Source organism: Pseudomonas sp. 1121_17 (assembly GCF_052850745.1).
Genome location: NZ_VXCX01000002.1, coordinates 285,948 through 305,878, shown reverse-complemented (window position 1 = coordinate 305,878; position 19,931 = coordinate 285,948). Strand labels below are relative to the sequence as shown.

18 protein-coding genes are annotated in these 19,931 nt (G+C 62.1%); 6 read left to right on the top strand and 12 right to left on the bottom strand.

Translation table 11 applies throughout. The annotated features are described in order from the left end of the window. From FW789_RS06280 to FW789_RS06270, 3 genes are all read left to right on the top strand, one after another. Complete coding sequence (locus FW789_RS06280; RefSeq protein ID WP_207074068.1) at positions 1-951, top strand: alpha-E domain-containing protein; 951 nt, start codon at positions 1-3, stop codon at positions 949-951. Beyond that, on the top strand, positions 948-1,727 hold the full coding sequence (locus FW789_RS06275; protein ID WP_446431155.1) for a transglutaminase family protein: 780 nt from the start codon (positions 948-950) through the stop codon (positions 1,725-1,727). Before FW789_RS06280 ends, FW789_RS06275 begins: the two co-directional genes overlap by 4 nt. A gap of 77 nt (positions 1,728-1,804) precedes the next feature. Continuing rightward, positions 1,805-2,539, top strand: a complete 735-nt coding sequence (locus FW789_RS06270) for a peptidase (protein WP_446431154.1) — start codon at positions 1,805-1,807, stop codon at positions 2,537-2,539. Positions 2,540-2,545: 6 nt separating this feature from the next. On the opposite strand, the gene FW789_RS06265 is transcribed toward FW789_RS06270, so the two are convergent. From FW789_RS06265 to FW789_RS06250, 4 genes are all read right to left on the bottom strand, one after another. After that, complete coding sequence (locus FW789_RS06265) at positions 2,546-3,013, bottom strand: PQQ-dependent sugar dehydrogenase (RefSeq protein WP_446431153.1); 468 nt, start codon at positions 3,011-3,013, stop codon at positions 2,546-2,548. Next, positions 3,010-3,681 carry a dTMP kinase gene (locus FW789_RS06260; protein WP_446431152.1) on the bottom strand — a complete coding sequence of 224 codons (672 nt, stop codon included), beginning with the start codon at positions 3,679-3,681 and terminating at the stop codon, positions 3,010-3,012. Before FW789_RS06260 ends, FW789_RS06265 begins: the two co-directional genes overlap by 4 nt. A 255-nt stretch (positions 3,682-3,936) precedes the next feature. Then, on the bottom strand, positions 3,937-4,374 hold the full coding sequence (gene aroQ / locus FW789_RS06255) for a type II 3-dehydroquinate dehydratase (protein WP_186698178.1): 438 nt from the start codon (positions 4,372-4,374) through the stop codon (positions 3,937-3,939). 15 nt (positions 4,375-4,389) lie between these two features. Continuing rightward, a complete protein-coding gene (locus tag FW789_RS06250) occupies positions 4,390-5,745 on the bottom strand; it encodes an MFS transporter (RefSeq protein ID WP_103437277.1) in 1,356 nt (451 codons plus the stop codon). A 137-nt stretch (positions 5,746-5,882) separates the two neighbouring features. On the opposite strand from FW789_RS06250, the gene FW789_RS06245 reads away from it, so the two are divergent. Together FW789_RS06245 and FW789_RS06240 are read left to right on the top strand one after the other, a co-directional pair. Next, complete coding sequence (locus FW789_RS06245) at positions 5,883-6,770, top strand: LysR family transcriptional regulator (RefSeq protein ID WP_186698183.1); 888 nt, start codon at positions 5,883-5,885, stop codon at positions 6,768-6,770. A gap of 195 nt (positions 6,771-6,965) precedes the next feature. Beyond that, a complete protein-coding gene (locus FW789_RS06240) occupies positions 6,966-8,099 on the top strand; it encodes an MFS transporter (RefSeq protein ID WP_446431238.1) in 1,134 nt (377 codons plus the stop codon). A 46-nt stretch (positions 8,100-8,145) separates the two neighbouring features. On the opposite strand, the gene FW789_RS06235 is transcribed toward FW789_RS06240, so the two are convergent. Together FW789_RS06235 and FW789_RS06230 are read right to left on the bottom strand one after the other, a co-directional pair. Continuing rightward, the gene (locus FW789_RS06235; protein WP_103437276.1) at positions 8,146-9,330 is read right to left on the bottom strand and encodes an MFS transporter; all 1,185 of its coding nucleotides are present in this window, start codon (positions 9,328-9,330) and stop codon (positions 8,146-8,148) included. Positions 9,331-9,437: 107 nt separating this feature from the next. Further along, the gene (locus FW789_RS06230; protein ID WP_446431151.1) at positions 9,438-12,305 is read right to left on the bottom strand and encodes an HD domain-containing phosphohydrolase; all 2,868 of its coding nucleotides are present in this window, start codon (positions 12,303-12,305) and stop codon (positions 9,438-9,440) included. A gap of 329 nt (positions 12,306-12,634) precedes the next feature. On the opposite strand from FW789_RS06230, the gene FW789_RS06225 reads away from it, so the two are divergent. Then, the gene (locus tag FW789_RS06225; RefSeq protein ID WP_103437275.1) at positions 12,635-13,306 is read left to right on the top strand and encodes a DUF3313 domain-containing protein; all 672 of its coding nucleotides are present in this window, start codon (positions 12,635-12,637) and stop codon (positions 13,304-13,306) included. A 67-nt stretch (positions 13,307-13,373) separates the two neighbouring features. On the opposite strand, the gene FW789_RS06220 is transcribed toward FW789_RS06225, so the two are convergent. The 6 genes from FW789_RS06220 to FW789_RS06195 all read right to left on the bottom strand — a co-directional run bounded on the left by FW789_RS06220 (position 13,374) and on the right by FW789_RS06195 (position 19,872). Then, complete coding sequence (locus tag FW789_RS06220; RefSeq protein ID WP_207074076.1) at positions 13,374-14,714, bottom strand: MFS transporter; 1,341 nt, start codon at positions 14,712-14,714, stop codon at positions 13,374-13,376. Positions 14,715-14,812: 98 nt separating this feature from the next. Then, positions 14,813-15,745, bottom strand: coding sequence for a 3-keto-5-aminohexanoate cleavage protein (locus FW789_RS06215; RefSeq protein WP_103437273.1), 933 nt, complete (start codon positions 15,743-15,745; stop codon positions 14,813-14,815). 91 nt (positions 15,746-15,836) lie between these two features. Beyond that, a complete protein-coding gene (locus tag FW789_RS06210; RefSeq protein WP_446431150.1) occupies positions 15,837-16,625 on the bottom strand; it encodes an SDR family oxidoreductase in 789 nt (262 codons plus the stop codon). After that, positions 16,622-17,344 carry a GntR family transcriptional regulator gene (locus FW789_RS06205; RefSeq protein ID WP_103437271.1) on the bottom strand — a complete coding sequence of 241 codons (723 nt, stop codon included), beginning with the start codon at positions 17,342-17,344 and terminating at the stop codon, positions 16,622-16,624. Before FW789_RS06205 ends, FW789_RS06210 begins: the two co-directional genes overlap by 4 nt. A gap of 251 nt (positions 17,345-17,595) precedes the next feature. Further along, positions 17,596-18,576, bottom strand: a complete 981-nt coding sequence (locus FW789_RS06200) for a 2-hydroxyacid dehydrogenase (protein ID WP_103437270.1) — start codon at positions 18,574-18,576, stop codon at positions 17,596-17,598. Positions 18,577-18,585: 9 nt separating this feature from the next. After that, positions 18,586-19,872, bottom strand: a complete 1,287-nt coding sequence (locus FW789_RS06195; RefSeq protein WP_103437269.1) for an MFS transporter — start codon at positions 19,870-19,872, stop codon at positions 18,586-18,588. Between the last annotated feature and the right edge of the window lie 59 nt (positions 19,873-19,931).

Here is a 19,931-nt window from a genome sequence, read left to right as displayed (position 1 = left end):
ATGCTCTCAAGAACCGCTTCCGATCTGTACTGGATGTCGCGCTACCTGGAACGTGCCGAAAACCTCGCGCGCATGCTTGAGGTCAGCTATTCGCTGTCGTTGATGCCCCAGGCCGGCCGCTCCGATGGGCATGCTGAACTGGCCATGTCGCTGCTGGCCTCGGGCACCCTGGACGACTATCTGCGCAAGCACAACGAGCTCGACTCCGAGCGCATGCTGCACTTCTTCGCCCTCGATGCCGAAAACCCGAGCAGCATCTATTGCTGCCTACAGGCAGCGCGGACCAATGCCCACGCCGTGCGCGGGCGCATCACCGCTGACATGTGGGAAAACATCAACGCGACCTGGATCGAAATGCGCAACATCGCCAGCAACGGCCTCGGCCGCTACGGCATCAGCCAGTTCTGCGACTGGGTCAAGGAGCGCTCGCACCTGTTCCGTGGCGCCACCTCCGGCACCATCATGCGCAACGACGCTTACAGTTTCATCCGTCTGGGGACCTTTCTCGAGCGTGCCGACAACACCCTGCGCCTGCTCGATGCGCGCTATGAAATGTTCGGCGAAACCTCCGAAGAAGTCAGTGACGACTCGGCCCGCGGCTATTACCAGTGGAGCGCCCTGCTGCGCGCCCTGACCTCTTATGAGGCGTTCAACGAGATCTATCGCAACGCGCCCAGCGCACGACCGGTGTCGGAGCTGTTGTTGCTGCGGGTCGACGTACCGCGCTCGCTGCATTCCTGTATCGACGAGCTGGACCAGATCCTCGCCGGCCTGCCGGGCAACACCGGTCGCGCCGCCCAGCGCATGGCCGCCGAACTCAATGCGCGCCTGCGCTACACCGGCATCGACGAAATCCTCGACGCCGGCCTGCACCTGTGGCTGACCGATTTCATCGGCCGTATCCACCAGTTGGGCCAGAGCGTGCACAATTCCTACCTGGAGGTCGTATGAAACTGTCTATCCGTCACGACACCACCTACAGCTACGCCAGCGATGTCAGCAACAGCATCCAGCTGCTGCGCCTGACCCCGCGCAGCAGCGAGCGCCAGCGCATCCTCGACTGGCAGTTGGAGCTGCCGCGCAAGGTCAACAGCCAGATCGACCCCTACGGCAATATCCTGCATGTGCTGACCCTGGACAAACCCCACGGCCACCTGGCCCTGACCGCCAGCGGCCAGGTCGAAATCGACTCCGAATGCGAGCACGAAGCCGGCGAGCAGTCGCCCCTGCCGTTTTTGCGCACCAGTCACCTGACCCAGGCCGATGACACGCTCAAGGCCTTTGCCCGCCAGCACTGCGGTGAACACCGTGACCGCGCCGCACTGACCACACTGATGCAGGGCCTGGCCGACCAGATGCCGTACAGCCCGGGTACAACCTCGGTAGTCACTACTGCCATCGAAGCCTTCAACGGCGGTGCCGGCGTATGCCAGGACCACACCCACGCCTTTCTCGCCTGCGCCCGCAGTTTGGGCATTCCAGCGCGCTATGTGTCCGGCTATCTGTGCACCGAGGACGAAACCCACCTGGCCAGCCACGCCTGGGCCGAAGCCTGGATCGATGACGCCTGGTACAGCTTCGATGTGACCAACCGCATCACCCGCCCCGAGCGTCACCTGAAGCTGGCAATCGGCCTCGACTACCTTGATGCCTGCCCGGTCCGCGGTGTACGTCGCGGTGGCGGCACCGAATCGATGCAGGCCAGCGTTCACGTGCATCGCCAGTAGCGACAAAGCCCCGTCATGAAAGCCCCGTCAAGATCGCCAGGACGGGGCCTCTATTCCCACAGCACAAGGTAACCAGCATGACCTATTGCGTCGCCATGCACGTGGCAGACGGACTGGTGTTCATCTGCGACTCACGCACCAACGCAGGCATCGACCAGATCTCCACTTTTCGCAAGTTGTTCGTCTTCAGCGCGCCAGGTGAACGCCTGATCGTGTTGCAGACCGCAGGCAACCTGGCCACTTCGCAATCGGTGGTCAGCCTGCTCGATCAGCGTAGCCGCGGCAGCGGCACCCACTTGCTGAATGTCACCTCGCTGTACGACGCCACGGTGCTGGTTGCCGATACGCTGCGCGAAGTCATGAGCCGCGACCGCAGCAAGCTGACCGCACTGATCGACCTGAGCTGCACGATCATGGTCGGCGGCCAGATCGCCGGCGCCGAGATGGGCATCTATAACGTCTACGCCCAGGGAAACTTCTTCCAGGCCACCCAGGACACGCCGTTTCTGCAGCTTGGCGAGAGCAAGTACGGCCGGCCGATTCTTGATCGCAACCTGACCTACCACACCCCTTTGGACGAGGCGCTGCGCTGCGGCCTGATTTCGTTCGACTCGACCATCCGCAGCAATCTGTCAGTTGGCATGCCGCTGGATCTGCTGGTGTATGCCAAGGACAGCTTTGCCGCTAAGGCGCCGGTGCGCATCCATCAGGATGACCCGTACTACAGCCATATTCGCCGGCAATGGAGCGATGGTCTGAAGAATCTGCTGGCCGATCTGCAGCCGCCGCCGCGTGAGTTCATGGCCGATTGATCCGGCTCAGGGTTCGACGATGCGCAATAGCCTGGCGTCAGGCCCGTCGGTGAGGACGTAGATAGAACCGTCCGGTGCAACCCTCACATCGCGCATCCGCGCCTTCAGGTCTGCCAGCAGCAGTTGCTGCCCGACCACTTGGCGGCCGTTGCGCAATACTCGACCCACCGCCCGTTCCTTGAGCGCAGGTACCAGCAAATTGCCACGCCAGTCTGGCGTCTGGCTAGAGAATTGGCGTTTCGGTGCGTTCGATCTATCGCTATACCCGGCATTGCGTGAAGGGCTTTGAAAGGTTTTCCTGGCTTGATTGAATACCGTGCCTACAGCCCCCTCGGCACTGATCGAGTGTTCGCAGACCTGGCGACTTGGGACAGCCTGGAGGATGCGCAGAAAGTTGCCAAAGCCTTCAGCGATGCTGATCCGCGATTCGCGGGGTACATGAATGCAATCGAGAGCCTGACTTTGATGAGTCATTTCCTGCCTGAGGCGCCGGCCAGCACCCTCTGAATCTCGGCAACCACCTGCATCGTCGCCTCCTCGACGGTTGCCTCGTTACGGCACAACACCCAGCCGTGCTCGGCAACCGCTTGCTCAAATGCTTCGCTGGAGGCGACGTGCTCTTGCAGCGTGTGCATCACGGTACTGTTCAACCCACGCGAACGTGCCGCTGCCCTGGCCCATGAAATGTGCGGGGCGGTGACGACGCCAACGTGCAGGTCGGGTACCTGCACTTCACGCTCAAGGTTCAGCTGAAGGATCTGCGCAAACGGCACCAGGCGGCGAAAGGCAGCATCGGAGGGATACCAGCGGTCGATCAGGATGATGCTGTCGGCGGGCTGCTTGGGCAGGACGTGCTGTGAAATCCAGGCGCGGCTGTCGGCCAGGCGTTGGCAGATTTGCAACTCAAGGTCCGCACACGGCGTTCGCGCCACCTGGTTGACCAGCGCCATGGTCTGGCCGCGAAACGGATCACTTTTTTTCTCGCACAGGCGGATGACTTTGTTGCCCTCTACGCGCAACGCCTGAGTCACGGTTTCCAGAAGCGTGGTTTTACCCGTGCCTTTGGGGCCATCGAAGGCAATGAACAACGGACGACTTACCGGGCCTGCGCTAAGCAAGATCACTACCTTCAATGCGCTCATATCGAGCCGCATTCTACCCTGCTTGGTGAGTGCGGGTGGGAAGTGCTTTGGCCTTAAGCTAGCGCCTCCTGGTCATTGTTAATTCTTCTGAATTGATGTCGGCTGGCAAAACTGGGGGCGCTGCGCGCCCCTTTCGCGACACAAGGCCGCTCCTACGCGACCGCGTCAGGCAAGTCCAACGCGGTCCCCGTAGCGGCCTTGTGTCGCGAAAGGGCTGCGCAGCAGTCCCTAAAGAGCCAAGTGCCGACCTTGACCTCAGCCCAGCCGACGAGCTATCGCCCGCAGTGCCAGTTGATACCCTTCAACCCCAAGGCCTGCTATCACGCCATTGGCCACCGTCGAGGTAATCGAATGGCGATGCAGTTCATCGCGTGCATGGATGTTGGAAATATGCACCTCCAGCAACGGCGCCTTGATCAACTTCATCGCATCCAGCACCGGGATGGAATGGAACGAAAAGCCTGCGGGGTTGATGATCACTGCCGCCTCGCGCTCGAAGGCTTCCTGCAACCAGTCAACCATGATCCCTTCATGATTGGTCTGGCGAAACTCACAGGACAGGTCCAGTTTGTTGGCCAGTTGCGCGCAATCGTGCTGCACCTCGGCCAGAGTCGTCGTGCCGTAGATTTCGGGTTCGCGGCGGCCCAGCATGTTCAGGTTGGGGCCGTTGAGGATAAAGACTGAACGATTCATGGTCGGACTCTGCATTTATTTGAGGTACTGGGGTGACGCGTTGGCCTGCACAGTGGCGTCGCCGTCGGCTTGGTCGAGATCGATGCCGCGGGTTTCCGGGCCGATCAGAATCATCGCCAGCGAGACCAGGTTGATCGCGGCGCAGATAGCCACCAGCAGCCAGGGTGAATTGCCGGTCTGGCTCATCAGCCACACGGCGAGGATAGGCATCGGCCCGCCGATCAGCAGGTTGGCACCCGTGTAGGCCAGGGCCGAACCGCTGTAACGCACGTTGGTCGGGAACGCTTCGGCAAAGGCGACGGGCTGGATGCCACTCTGGAACTGGGTGAAACCGAGGAACAGCCCCATCGCCGCCATGATCATTGCCGGTTGCTGAGTATTGAGCATCGGGAAGTAGACCATCAGGATCGCCAGGGTCATGCAGGAGCCAAACGCCAAGGCCTTCTTGCGCCCCCAACGATCGCTCAGGTAGCCGCCGGCCAGCGCACCGAAGATGGCGCAGACGTTGGCCACCATCAGTGACATGAAGCCCATGGACTGGCTCATGCCGAGGTTTTTGACCAGGTAGCTCAGGCTGAAGATGACGATCAGGTAGAACAACGCCGCCGGCGAGCAGAAGAACAGCATCAAGCGCAGAATGGTCCGTGAGTGGGTCTTCAGGACATCTTTCAGCGGGCTGCCCGCATGGGGCGTTTGGGTCTTTTGCAGGGCAACGAAGGCAGGTGTTTCACTGACCTTGAGCCGGATGAAGATGGCGACCACCACCAGCACGAAACTCATCAGGAAGGGTATCCGCCAACCGAACGACTCGAACTGTTCGGTACTGAGCAACGCGGCCAGGCCAAGCAATGCGCCGTTGGCAAGTATCTGACTGAGTGGCGAGCACAAGCCGAGTAGCCCTGAATAGAACCCGCGCCGATCCGAGCGTGCATGTTCCAGAGCCATCAGCTGCGCGCCAGTCGACTCGCCGCCCAGCGCGAAGCCCTGGATGATGCGCAGGATCACCAACATGATCGGCGCCCAGATCCCCACCTGCGCGTAGGTCGGTAGCAGCCCCATCAGCACCGAGGCCAGGCCCATCAAGCTGACGGTCGCGAGCATCAGGTTGCGCCGGCCGAGTTTGTCACCCAGATAGCCGCAGGTGATCGCGCCCAGTGGCCGCGCCGCCAGCCCGACGCCAAAGGTCGCCAACGAGGCGAGCAAGCCGGAGGTAGGCTCCATGGCCGGGAAGAACAGCTTGGGCAGGACCGTTGCAGCTACCGCGCCGTAAAGGGTGAAGTCGAACCACTCCAGCGCGGTACCGATGGTGGCGGCGGTGACCGCCTTTCTGGACATCTGACTGTCTGCAGCAGAGGCATCTGTCGTTTTCATGAGTGTCTCAATCATTATTGTTATCGAGCGCCCGTAGCGGACGGTTGTGCATGTGAGTCGACTCTAGGCGCTTTTACCTGCAAGATAATTATCGAAAACCGGATAAATTCATAAGCTAGCCTTATACAGGTCGAATCATGGAGCTACGTCATCTGCGCGCGTTCGTCTGCGCCGCCGAGTTTCAGCACTTCAGCAAGGCCGCCGAGCACTTGCAGGTTGCCCAACCTGCCTTGAGTCAGCTGATCAAGACGCTGGAGAGCGAGCTGGCCGTCACGCTGTTTCGCCGGGCCAATCGCGGCGTCGAACTGACCGCCGCTGGCGCGGCGTTTCTACCGCATGCGCGGGATGCCCTGCATTCCAGTGAGCTGGCCGTGGCCGCCGCCAAGCGCGCTCGGCGCGGAGAGATCGGTGAAATTACCATCGGCTACCACTCGGCACTGCTCGAGGCCAATCTGCCCCAGTTGATTCGGCACTATTTCAGCAGCTATCCGGAAGTCAAGGTGACCCTGCTCGATGCGCGCATTCAGGCTCAGTTCGACAAACTGCTGGAAGGCACGCTCGACATCGGCTTCGCCCGGATCTTCAAGGACCATTTGCCCGCCCGCCTGCGCACCCACTGCTTCAGTACATCCAGGCTGGTCCTGCTGATGCCTGACAACCATCCCCTGGCAGATACCTTCAACGGCGATCTGGCGAGCCTGCGCCAAGAGAAGTTCATCTTCCTCGAGGACCCGCTCGGCATCGGCCTGACCTCACACATACTGCAGCTGTGTCGGCAGTATCAGTTGCACCCTGCCAACGTCATGCAAGTGCCTTCGTTGATGAGCATTCCTGGCCTGATTGCAGCAGGTATCGGCATCAGCATTCTCCCGCAAACCCTCACCCAACTGAGCATGCCGGGCATCCGTACGCTCGAACTCGAGCAGGCCGACATGCACAGCGAGCTGTCGTTGATCACCCGCGTGGACGAGCGCTCACGGGCAGTCATGCATTTTCTGGAAGAGGCGCAAAGTTGGTTGAGATGAGCTTTTTCAATGCGGAGTACATCTGTACTCCTCAGGCATTTTCAGCATCGCCTGGCCAAGCGATGAACCGCCTCGACGGAGCGTGTTCACATCCATAAACTGCACAGTTAAACGTTTCAGCGTATTTCAACAAGGATCCCGATGTCAGTTCACCAAGCCCCTTCCCCAACCGCCTCCAAAGCCACCGTGGCGAAAATGGAGGCCGCCATGGCCCTGGGCAGCTTCGCCATCGGCACTGGCGAGTTCGCGATCATGGGCCTGATGCCCGACATTGCCCGCAACCTGCACCTGAGCGAACCCCAAGTCGGCCACGCGATCAGTGCCTACGCCCTGGGCGTGGTAGTCGGTGCACCGGCGCTGGCGATTCTCGGCGCCAAGCTGCTGCGCAAGCACATGCTGCTGTTGCTGATGGCGCTGTATGCCGCGGGCAACCTGGCGACAGCTTTGGCCCCATCATTCGGCGGCCTGGTGGCGTTCCGCTTTATCAGCGGCCTGCCCCATGGCGCCTATTTTGGTATCGCGGCGGTGGTGGCCTCGAGCATGGTCGCGAGTAACCAGCGGGCCGGGGCGGTGGCGCGAGTGATGCTCGGGCTGACCCTGGCCATGCTGCTGGGCAACCCCGTGGCAACCCTGCTGGGGCAGTACTTTGGCTGGCGGTCGGCATTCTTGCTGGTGGGCGTAATCGCGCTATGCACCATTGCCCTGGTTTGGCGTTACGTGCCGCAGCGTGACGATGAAGCACGCAGCGATCCGCGCAAGGAATTGCAGGCGTTCCGCTTGCCGCAAGTGTGGATGGCGCTGGGCATTGCCGCAGTCGGCTTTGCAGGGATGTTCTGCGTGTTCAGCTATCTGGCGCCCACCATGCTCGAGGTGACCGGCACTTCGGCACAGATGATCCCCTTTGCCCTGGCGGCATTTGGCGCCGGCGGCATCATCGGCAATATTGCCGGTGGCAAGCTGTTTGATCGGCTGCAGTTCCGTGCGGTAGGCCTGGTGTTGCTCTGGTCGATCGGCGTGCTGCTGTTCTTCACCTACGCCGCCCATGCACTGTGGTCAGTCATGCTCGGCATCGCCCTGGTCGGCAGCATGATCGCCCTGGCAGCGCCGCTGCAGATTCGCTTGATGGACATCGCTCACGAGGCGCCGAGCCTGGCGGCGGCATCCAACCACGCAGCGTTCAACCTGGCCAATGCGCTGGGGCCGTGGCTGGGCGGCATGGCGATTACTGCTGGACTGGGCTGGACCAGCACGGGTTACATCGGCGCCGCGACCGCGTTGGTCGGCCTGGGCCTGTATCTGCTGGCGCGCCGCATGAAGGGCGGCCACTAAGCAAACACGTGGGCGCAACAGTACTGACTGTTGCGCCCTGCTTCAATCAGGCATACGGCCTTGCCGCAGGCGTGCGGGCATTGAGCAGTGGCCGCGCCAGGCTGATCAGGCCCAGTCCGGCCAGCGCCGCGCCAACCCACAGCGGCGCACGCAGGCCAAAGCCCGCATCGATCGCCTCGCCCCCCGCCCAACTGCCAAAGGCCAAACCAGCGGTGATGACCGAGGTGTGCAGGGTATTGACCAACGCGCCCGGCTCGGCGGCCTTCATCACCCGCGCGACCATCGCTGGGTTGAGCGCCACGCCGGTAAAACCGATCAGGATAAAGCACAGCAAATTCAACCAGCGATGCTCGCCGCCCAGCGCAAAGCCGGCCATGGCCAGCACCAACAACGCCAGCCCCCAACCCAAGGCGCGGAAGGTGTGCCGCTCGGCGATACGTCCGATGAACAGGTTGCCAAGCACGTTGGCGACGCCGTACAGCGCCAGCAGCGGTGCGACGTAAGCGGGCGATATGCCGACTTCGTTGATCAAGATCGGTGTGATGTAGCTGAATGCGGCAAAGGTCGCACCGATGATCAGCCCGCTGGTGACGTAGGCACCCCACAGGCTGCGGCTTTTCAGGTCGTCCAGTTGCCGACGCAGGCTGGGCTGCTGGCCGGCGACGTCCTGCGGCAGCTGGCGTGCGACCAGTAAGGTGCACAGCAGCGCCAGGGCAACGATCATCCAGGCACTGGCGCGCCAGCCGGCGACCTGCTCGATCACCGTGGTCAGCGGCACGCCGGCCACCGGCGACAGCATCAGCCCCGCCAGCACCACCGCAATCGCCCTGCCCCGCGCGGCCAACGGTACCAGCCCGGCACACAGAGTCATGCACAGGCCGATGCAGGCTGCACTGGCCACACCCATGATCACCCGCGCCGCCAGCAGGATGGTGTAGCTCGGCGCCACGGCGGACACCCCGGCGGCCAATAAATAGACGACCAACAAGGCGATCAACGCCCGCTTGTTACCGATGCCGCGAGAAATTAACAGCACTGTGAGCGGCGGCCCACCGAGGGCCATGCCCAATGCATAGAAAGCAATCAGGTTGCCGACCTGGGCCAGGCTGACGGAGAAGGCATCAGCCAATGCCGGCATCATCCCGGCGACCATGAACTCGGCGGTGACCAGGGTGAAGATGGTCAAACCCAGCAGGTAGACGGTTGCCGGCAGCTTGTACGGGGTAGTCATAACACGCTCAAACAGAAAAACAGAGCGGGCTACCCTAGGCAGATTTGACTCATCGGTCAAACTTTCATGAGCGCAATCGATAGTCGGCAGGCACCCTCCAGACGCCCTCAAGACCCTGCGAATGCGCGCAGATAAGGCTCGATATCGACGTCGTCAAGCTGGTCACTGCGCAGAAAACGCTCGCCGTACTCGCGGTACACGCCGCTGCTTAAAAACAGGCGGAACAGCCCTGGGTCGATGTGCTGGTCGCGGGCCATGAAGCCGAGAATCTTGACTGACTCCGACAACGACTTGGCCGCCTTATAGGGCCGGTCAGCCGCACTCAGTGCCTCGAAGATATCGGCAATCGCCATCACTCGTTCGGCGATGCTCATGTCGTCTCTCTTCAAACCACGTGGGTAGCCGCTGCCGTCCATCTTCTCGTGATGGTTGCCGGCAATCTCCGGTACGCGCTTGAGGTGGCTGGGCAACGGCAAGGTGTTGAGCATGATGATGGTCTGCACGATGTGCTCGTTGATCTTGAAGCGCTCTTCGTCAGTCAGGGTGCCGCGACGGATACTCAGGTTGTGCAGTTCGCCATAATTGTAAGCATGGGCCGGCAGGCGCATGTCAAAGCCCCAGATATTGCGTGGGTCGTGCTTGTCGACTGGCGGCTTGCGCTCACCCCATGGCACCAGGTGGTCGACACGGTCAGCCAGTAGTTGCTCAGGCGCCGGCAGCAATGCCGAGGCCACTGGCGCCAGACGTTCTGCCTCGTCACGGGACAAGCCCAGGCGGTTATCGAAGTTGCGCAGCCACGGGCGCGAACCAATGGTGCGCAAGCGCTCGATATCAGCATCGGACATGAACTCGCCGCCGATGTTGGCATTGGCGATAAAGGCGAACTCTTCCTGCAACTGCACCCGGGCATCCTCCAGCGCTGCTTGCAGCGCCTGCTGCTCGCCACCCTCAGCCAGGCGCTGCCAATAGAGCAACTCGGCATCGCGCCAGAGCACTTCGAAGCGGGTGCGGATCTCGTGGATGCGGTTGTTCAAGGTCTCCAGCTTGGTCGCCTTGTCGACTACGTACTCCGGGCTGGTGACCTTGCCGCAGTCATGCAGCCACGCCGCGATCCTGAACTCATAGCGTTCCAGTGCGTTCATGTGGAACTGCGCGTAAGGCCCACTGTTTGCGGCAATGACACTGTCCATGAGCATTTGCGCCAGCACCGGCACACGCTGGCAGTGGCCCCCGGTATAGGGGCTTTTGGCATCGGTGGCATCAGCGAGCAGCTGGATGATGCCATCGAGCAGGCGTTGCTGGGCCTCGATCAACTGGCGTGTCTCTATGGCCACTGCGGCCGCCCCGGACAGCTCCTCGACAAACTGGCGAAATGCCGGTGCAATGCCGCCCGAGTGCAGCTGCGCCGGGCCCAGTTGCAACACCAACAGCCCAAGGCGCTGCCCACTGCGGTCATTCAGCGCCACGGCCATGGTCGGCGTCTGGCCAGGCATCGCCTGCTCCACTGCGCTATTCAGTTGATGCGGCTCGTGCACGCCAAGCTGTAGGTCAGCGGGATAGCGCTCATCGCGATAGTGCGCTGCCAGGCGTAATACCTCGCTGTCTTCGCCGGCCAGATAGACAGCACCGCTGGTTACGGCAGTCGCCTCCACCAGTTCACCCAGCACCTGGCGAAGCATATCTTCCAGATTGGTTTCCCGGCTCAGGCTGAGGGTGATCGCCTGGAAGTTGTGAATGGTGCGCGACATGCCGCCGAGCACCTCGCTCAGCGCGCTGACCTCGCTGATCCGTGATTCGACCCCGACGCGCCGGCTGAAGTCAAAACTGGCCAGAGCCTGTACTTGCTCGGTCAGCGCCTGCAGCGGCTGGCCAATACGCCGCGCCAGGGCCCAGCCGATCAGCAGCAGGACCCCGATCAGAAGAATCGCCCAGCGCGCTTCGGCCATCAGCATCTGCCGCGCGCCGCCCAGTAGCTCAGCCGCGGGTACTGCGATCAGCAGGCGGATGTCGTGCTGGGTGAATGACGAAAGCGGAACCTGCACGCCGTACCAGTCCTGGCCGGCCGCCTGATAGTGGACCGGGTCTGCGCTCTGGTAATTGTTGACGAACAGCCAGCTGAGGCTGTCGACCGCCAGCTCGTCCAGGCGCGACAAACGCAGCGCCGCAGCGTCCTGGACCACTACCCGCTGCAGATCTGGGTAAAACACTACCTCGCCATCACTGCCCACCACCGCCATCTGCGTGCCGGGGGTGGTGCGCAGGTCAGCCACTTCGCCGCCCAGGTCGTTGACCGAGGCGTCCATGCCCAGCACTGCGTGCCCAGTGATGCTGCGTTGGGCAACCGTCAGGCCGATCTCCTTGGTGGTGAAAAAGACATATGGCTTGGTCAACTGGGTAGTCGCGCTGGCCAGGCCCTCGACAAACCAGGGCCGCGTCCGCGGGTCAAAGTGGTAGTCCGGTTTGGCCTGGGTTTGCAGCAGCGTCAGACCTCGGTCGTAAAAGCGCCACTCACCGAGCATCTGCCCACTGCCGTCCAGGCTGATGCTTTGCAACAGGTACGCGGCACCTGCGGGCGCATGCACGCTCTGGCTGTCGGCCTCGTCGCGCAGCGCCCGTAACAGCACGAACTCGCCATTGGCATAGCCCACATACACCGCGCTGAGCATGCTGTTGGCGTCCAGGCTGGCCGCGAGCAAGGGCAAACGATCAAGCCGTTGCTGCAGCGTGACGGCCTCGGCAAGCGAGTCATGGGCAAGCAGACGGATCGAGCTGAGTACCGGGTTGATCAAGCGCTGCGCACGCTCGTTGATGGTGCGCGCCAACTGGCGACTGGTGTCGGCCGACGCAGCCAGCAACGTATGCTCGATGCTGCGGTAGCCCTGGTAGGCCAGCACTGCCCCAAGCGTCAGCGTACTGAACATGATTGCCAGGCCAATCAGCACTTGCAGGGAGAAGCCGCGACGTGAGGTGTTCAAGGGTCTGGACCTTCTTTGGCATTCGTTGTAGTCCGCAGCTCGAATGCCCGCCGCGTCTGTTCCAGCTAATCCTAGCCCAACTCTTTACTTACACATGGCTGGACTATGCTGATTGACGGTTGCCCAGGTGTGCCAAGTAACAGCGCTGTCATGTACTGGACTCGGCTGGGCTCATTACATGAGCAATGCGGGCCCACAGGGCAACTAGCACCACCCTGTTTGACACCAATCGCAACGCTGCAGCTGGATAGTGTGAAAGGCCGCGCGACGTGGCGATTCCCCCTCGGCAGTGCGATCTCGGCAGAGATCGGTCCACAAGGAGCAACAACATGAAGTCAAAGTTACTGCTGACCGCGTTGTGCGTGGCAACACTTGCAGTGTCTGGCTGTGCCAGCAAGTACGTCGAGTCCAACCAGTATTCTGGATTCCTCAAGGATTACAGTTTGCTCAAGCAGGAGACTTCACCTTCCGGTGCGCCGGTGATGCGCTGGGTCGATCCGAAGCTCGATGCACGCCGCTACACCATGGTCTATATCGAACCGAGCCAGCTGTATCCAAAGCCGCAGCCCACGGCCAAGATTCCCGCCAGCACCCTGCAAGGCATTACCCAGTACTACGATCAGGCCCTGCAGCGGGAAATGGCCAAGGTCATGCCGTTGGCCAAGGGACCAGGCCCGGGGGTGTTGATCGTGCGGCCGGCGATTACCGGGGTGAGTGCGAGCACCAAGAGCCTGCAAGCCTATGAAGTGATCCCGATTGCCTTGATCGCAGCCGGCGTGAGCACCGCGACCGGTATCCGTGATCAGGACACCAGCCTCGCCACTGAAGCGGCCTTCATCGACGCGGGCAACAACAAAGTGGTGGCGCAGGTGGTGCGCAAAGGTGCGGGCGCCGAACTGGATAACGCCGACCAGGTCATGCAGACCAAGGATGTGAAAGCGGTACTCGATGGCTGGGCCAGAGACATGGCCAAGTCGTTCGAGCAGGTCAACAACAAATAGTCCAAGGTTACAACCGCAAAAGGGCTGCTCTGGCCGGCAACGTCAGCCAGAGCAGACCAGCGTGGACTCAAACTACCTGTCGGCGTCCATGCGCTTCAGCCTTGGGGACCTTGCGCTCATGCCCTTGACGCAGGCGCAGCGCAGCCAGCGCGGCGAGCACCAGGATCACCGCGATGATCTTCATCCCGTTCATGGCGTTACCGGTGGTTTGCTCGATCATACCCATCACCGACGGGCCGACAAAGCCGCCCAACAGCCCACATGAGTTGACGAAGCCCAGCCCACCGGCCAGGGCCGCGCCTTTGAGGCGTGAGGCCGGGTACAGGAAGATGATCGACTGCACCACAAAGAACATCAGCGCCGACAGGCAGAAGCCCATCAGGCTCAGCACCGGCCCTGCCAGCGAGGCGATACCCAGCCCGGCGGCCATGGTCAGCAACCCGCACACCAGCATCATCCGTGCCCGTTGTGGGGTAGTGGCAAAGCGCGGCAGCGCCATCGCACCCACGGCTGCGGCGATCCACGGCAACGAGGTCAACAAGCCTATCTGCAGCGTGGTCAACTCGCCGTATTTGCCGATGATTCCCGGCAGGAAGAAGATCACCGTATACACCGTGATCTGATGGCAGAAGTACACCAGGATCGCCAGGAAGATCTGCGGCGTCAGGCACTGCTTGAGCGAATGGCCGCCCTGCCCTGCGCCTTCGTCCTGCTCAGCCGCCAGGCCGCGTTCGATCTGCTCGGCTTCAGCCGGGCTCAGCCATGGCGCCTTGCTCGGCCGGTCCGGTAGTTTCTTCCATACGACATAGGCGAAGAACACTGCCGGCAGGCCTTCGAGCATGAACATCCACTGCCAACCACGCCAGCCCCACACGCCGTCCAGCTGCATCAGCAACGCGCCCAGCGGGCCGCCGATGATATTGGCGAAGCACACACCCAGGAGGAAGTAGCCAATCGCCCGCGCACGTTGCTCGCGGCCAAACCAATAGGTTAGATAGAGCATCACGCCGGGGAACAGCCCCGCCTCGGCCACGCCCAGCAGCAGACGCAGGATGTAAAACGAGGTTTCGCCCTGAACAAACGCCATCGCGGCCGAGATCAGGCCCCAGGTCACCATGATGCGGGCGATCCAGAAGCGCGCGCCGACCTTGTGCATGATCAGGTTGCTGGGTACTTCCGACAGCGCATAGGTCAGAAAGAACAAGCCGGCGCCCAGCCCATAGGCCGCCGCCGAAATGCCCAGATCCACATCCAGCTGATGCTTGGCCAGGGCGATGTTGGTGCGGTCGAGAAAGCTCAGGATGTACGCCGCAATCAGCAACGGCATCAGCTTGATGAAGATAACCTTGTTCAGCGTGGCTGAATCACGGGGTGTGGCAGCGCTATCGATGTTTCTTGTAATTGTCATCGCACAAACCTCATGGCTTGAGTAGCCGGTGAATGCTGAAGGTGCTGGCAGCCGGGCCCGACGCCCCGCTGCGCAGAATCCGCGAGGTCACGCCGGGGCTAGAAGTCGACCTTGTCCTTGCCTTTGAGGTCGAGCATTTCGCGGGCTTCATCCGGCGTTGCTACTCGCGCGCCGAGCGCTTCGATCACTGTCCGGATGCGTTTGACCTGGTCGGCATTGGACGCGGCCAGTTGGCCTGGGCCGTCCCACAACGAATCCTCCAGGCCAACCCGTACGTGACTGCCCATTGCCAGGCCCATGGTACCCAGCGGGATCTGATTGCGCCCGGCGCCCAGGATCGACCATTGATAAGCGTCGCCAAACAGCCGATCAGCCGTACGGCGCATGTGCGCGAGGTCTTCCGGGTGGCCACCGATACCGCCGCGCAGGCCAAACACTGACTGGATGAATATCGGTGCCTTGAGCAGGCCGCGCTGGAGGAAATGCGCGGCGGTATACAGGTGGCCGATGTCGTAGCACTCGATTTCGAAACGGGTGCGGTTCTCGGCACAGGCGTTGAGTATGTGCGCGATGTCGCGGAAGGTATTGCGGAAGATCCGGTCGTCACTTTCTGCCAGATATGGCCGCTCCCAGTCATGCTTGAACTCGGTGAAGCGCTCGAGCATTTCGTACAGGCCGAAGTTCATCGAACCCATGTTCAGTGAAGCCAGCTCTGGCTTGAGCTGAGCCACCGGCTGCAGGCGCTCTTCAACGCCCATGGTTGGCGCACCGCCGGTGGTGATGTTGATGACGACGTCGCTCTTGGCCTTGATCTGCGGCAAGAACTGGCGGAACAGGTCGACGTCCTGGCTGGGCCGGCCATCGATCGGGTCACGTGCATGCAGGTGGACGATGGCAGCACCGGCTTCGGCGGCACCAATGGCGGCATCGGCAATTTGCTGCGGGGTGATCGGCAGATGCGGCGACATCGACGGCGTGTGAATAGCGCCAGTGACCGCGCAAGTAATGATGATCGGGCGTTTTCTGGACATGCGAATTTCTCCATTCTTGTTCTTGGTGAGAAAGTGAATACGTCAGCAGCAGGGCTGCAGCCCCGCCGTTACTGCATGAGGGGTCGAGCCGTTACAGGTACTCGACGTTGCCATCCACGCTGATGGCCTGGCCGGTCACGTTGCGTGCCGCCGGTGAACACAGGAACAGCGCCATGGCGGCGACGTCTTCGGCGGTGACCATGCGCTTGAGCGAGATCTTCTGCAGGTACTCGTCACGCATCGCCGCCTCAGGCACGTTCAACTGCTCGGCCCGGGCGCGAATCACGCCGTCCATGCGTGGCCCTTCGACGATGCCCGGGAGCAAGGCGTTGACGCGGATATCGCTCTCGCCCAGCTCGCTGGCCAGGGACTTCATCAGCCCGACGATCGCCCATTTGGTTGCGGCATAAGGCGTACGCCAGGCATAGCCAAGGCGCCCCGCCACCGAGGCGATGTGAATCAGGTGGGCATTCGGCGAGGCTTTGAGCAGCGGCACCGCATGGTGGGCGAAGCGGTATTGCCCGGTCAGGTTGATATCGACGGTGCGCTGCCATTCTTCGTCGGTGACGGCGTCTATGCCCGCCGTCGGCCCGGCGATCCCGGCGTTGTTGATCAGCACATCGAGGCCGCCGAACTGCTCGCGCTGGAGCTTGAACACGGCTTCGATCTGCGCTGGGTCGCCGACATCAGCCTTGGTTGCCAGGCTATTCGGGTAGCGATCACGAAACGCCGCCAGGGCCGCTTCGCTGACATCGCAGACATGCACTTTGGCGCCGGCCTCCATGTACGCCGCAGCCAGCACCTCGCCGATGCCGGCGGCGCCGCCAGAGATCAATACGCGCAGGCCGCTGTAGGGGATCAGTCGGTTCAGAACGCTCATGCTTTTTTAACTCCTGAAGCAGGCGACCTGGAACGGTCGCTCTTGACGATCAGGCGTGCCAGCGAGTCGGCCGCCTGCATGATGTCGTCGGTGACCGCCGCTCGCGCAGCGGCGCCATCACCGGCCTGCAAGGCTTCGACGATGCGGTTGTGCGCCTCCATCGAGCGTTGCAGGTGGGCCTTGTCCGGCGCGACCAGGGCAAAGCATGGGCCCATGTGCAGCCAGAAGTTCTCCACCGCAGCGACGGTCAACTCGGCGTTGGCCACAGCATAGATGCGCCGGTGAAAGGCAAAGTTGGTCCACAGATAACGCGCCACATCGACGTTGTCGGCGGCGTGCTGCATCTGTTCGCAGAGTTGGGTGATATCGGTCAGGTCGCGCTGGGTCAGCAGCACCACGGCTTTCTCGGCCAGCAGGCCTTCGAGCGCCACCCGCGCGTCGCGGATTTCGCGCAGGCGCTCTGGAGTCATCATGCGCACCCGCAGGCGGGCTGTTTCGGTGACTTCAAAGGCGTTTTCGGCACTCAGGCGGTTAAGCGCCTCTCGTACGGGCATCGGGCTTGAGCCCAAGGCTTCGGCCAGGCCGCGGATGGTCAGCTTCTGGCCGGGCTGAAAGCGACCGCTCATCAGCGCTTCACGGATCTGGCGGTAGACCTGGTCCTGCAGTGTGTCGCGCGACACCTGGCGCATTACCGGCAGGAGGGTTGGGCGATCAGTCATGGACAGACTCACATATTGGCGTTGTTATGGCTTCAATATGTGATCACAAATAACATATGTCAATTGATTTCAACGCGACGGTGGGTTTTGCTCGAGAACGCCGGGGCTGTTTTACAGCCCTTTCCGACCGGTCCGGCGCCCCGGCAAGGCCGCTCCTTGTATCTACGGGGACCGCGTAAGTCGATCGTGCGCGGTCTGCAGGAGCGGCCTTGTGTCGCGAAAGGGGCGCAAAGCGCCCCCAGCAATGCCGACTAGCGCATAGCCCACACCTGCGGATTGACCAAATTCTGCGGCCGCTGATCTGCCAACGCACAGAGCAGATTATCTACCGCGCAGCGGGCCATGGCCTGGCGGGTTTCGTGGGTTGCCGAGCCGATGTGCGGCGTTGCCACCACGTTGTCCAATTGCAGCAACGGCGAATCAACCGCCAACGGCTCCTTGACGAACACATCCAGCCCTGCCCCACGAATGCGCTGTTCACGTAGCGCTTCGATCAGCGCGGTCTCATCCACCACCCGGCCACGCGAGATGTTGATGAGGATGGCTTCGGGTTTCATCAGGCCAAGTTCCCGCGCGCCGATCAGCCCTTCTGTAGCAGCACTCAACGGTACGGTCAGGCAGACAAAGTCAGACTCCTCCAGCAATCCATCAAGGCTGCGGCAGGCCGCGCCATAAAGCGCCTCGACCGCGGGCTTGGGCTGACGGCTGTGATACACCACGCGCATGCCAAACCCCGCCGCCGCACGCTTGACCAACGCTTCGCCAATGCGTCCCATACCAACGATGCCCAGAGTTTTGCCGTGCACATCGGTGCCGAAGTGAGCCGGCCCCAGGTTGGCCTGCCAGTGCCCTGCCCGCACCCAACTGGCAAGTTCGACCACCCTGCGCGCCGTCGCCAGGATCAAGGCAAAGCCAGTATCGGCGGTGGTTTCGGTAAGCACATCGGGGGTATTGGTAAGGACGATGCCGCGCCGGGTCAGGTCAGCGATGTCGTAGTTGTCGACCCCCACCGAGACGCTGGCCACCGCTTCCAGCTGCGGCGCCAGGTCCAGCAGGCTGCTGTCCAGGCGCAGGCTGGCCCCGAGCAGGCCATGGGCGTGGGGCAAGGCATCGCGCAGGCGGGCCAGGCCATCCGCCTGCGCGGTGTCGACGAAGATCACTTCGGCCTGCTCGCGCAGGCGGCCGAGCAAATCATCGGACAAGCGCTTGTAGAGGACTATGGTCTTTTTCATGGCAGTTCCTTAGTGATTCAATGCCAGGCCCGCAGCGCGACGCTTGGGCTGACCCTGAGGGGTACGCAGTGCGACCGTGAGGGCAACCGCCGTCAGCAGTGCACCGCACATGAACAGATAAGAGGCGCCTGGCCCGCCGGTGGCGCCATTCAGGTAGCCCACCAGCCACGAGCCACCGAACGAGCCCAGTGCGCCCATGCTGTTGATCAAGGCCATGGCCCCGCCTGCGACGTTGCTCGGCAGAATCTCCGGCACGATCGCGAAAAACGGCCCGTATGGCGCATACATGCAGGCTCCGGCCAGGACCAGCAGGGAGTACGACCACCAGAAGTGCTCGCTGCCCAGCGCATACGAGCCGTAGAACGCCAGCGCGGCGATCAGCAGCGGTGGCCAGACGAAGCGCTTGCGCTTCTGCAGCCGGTCCGAGGCCCACGACACGCCGACCATGGCCAGCACCGCCGCCAGGTACGGTACCGATGACAACCAGCCGGCGGTGACGATATCGACATTGGCGGCCTGCTTGAGGATCGACGGCAGCCACAGCACAAAGCCGTACACGCCGATGCTCCAGCAGAAGTACTGCAACGACAGCACGATGACCTGCGGCGAGCGGAACGCCTCGCGGTAATTCTTCACCGGTTTGATGCCCTGCTGCTCAGCCGCCAGCGCCGCTTGCAACTGGTCCTTCTCATGCCTGCTGAGCCAGCTCACCTGGGCCGGTTTGTCCGCCGCGAGGCGCCACCAGATAAACGCCCAGAGCACCGCCGGCAGGCCTTCGATGATGAACATCCAGCGCCAGTCGTAATGCTTGATCAGGTAGCCCGACACCACCGACATCCACAGGATCGTCACCGGATTGCCGAGCATCAGGAAGGTGTTGGCCCGCGAGCGTTCGGCGCGAGTAAACCAATGGCACAGGTAGATCAGCATCGCCGGCATCACTGCTGCCTCGACCACCCCGAGCAGAAAGCGAATGGCTATCAGAAAATAGACATTGCTGATCATCCCGGTCAGCGTCGCCAGCCCACCCCAGAGGATCAGGCTGACGAAGATCAGCTTCTTGACGCTGCGCTTTTCCGCATAGATCGCCCCGGGCACTTGAAAGAAGAAGTAGCCGAGAAAGAACAACGCACCGAGCAAGGACGACAAGGCTGGGGTGATCTTGAGGTCGTCGGCCATGCCGGAAGCTGCGGCAAAGCCGTAATTGGCGCGGTCCAGATAGGCCAGGCTGTAGGTAATGAACACGATCGGGATGATGTACCACCACCGGCGACGCGCAAGGCTGGTCGTTTGCATGAGGTGTGCTCCTGAGCTTGGTTGTTTTTGTTGCACCAGGTGCCGGCTAACCGGCGATC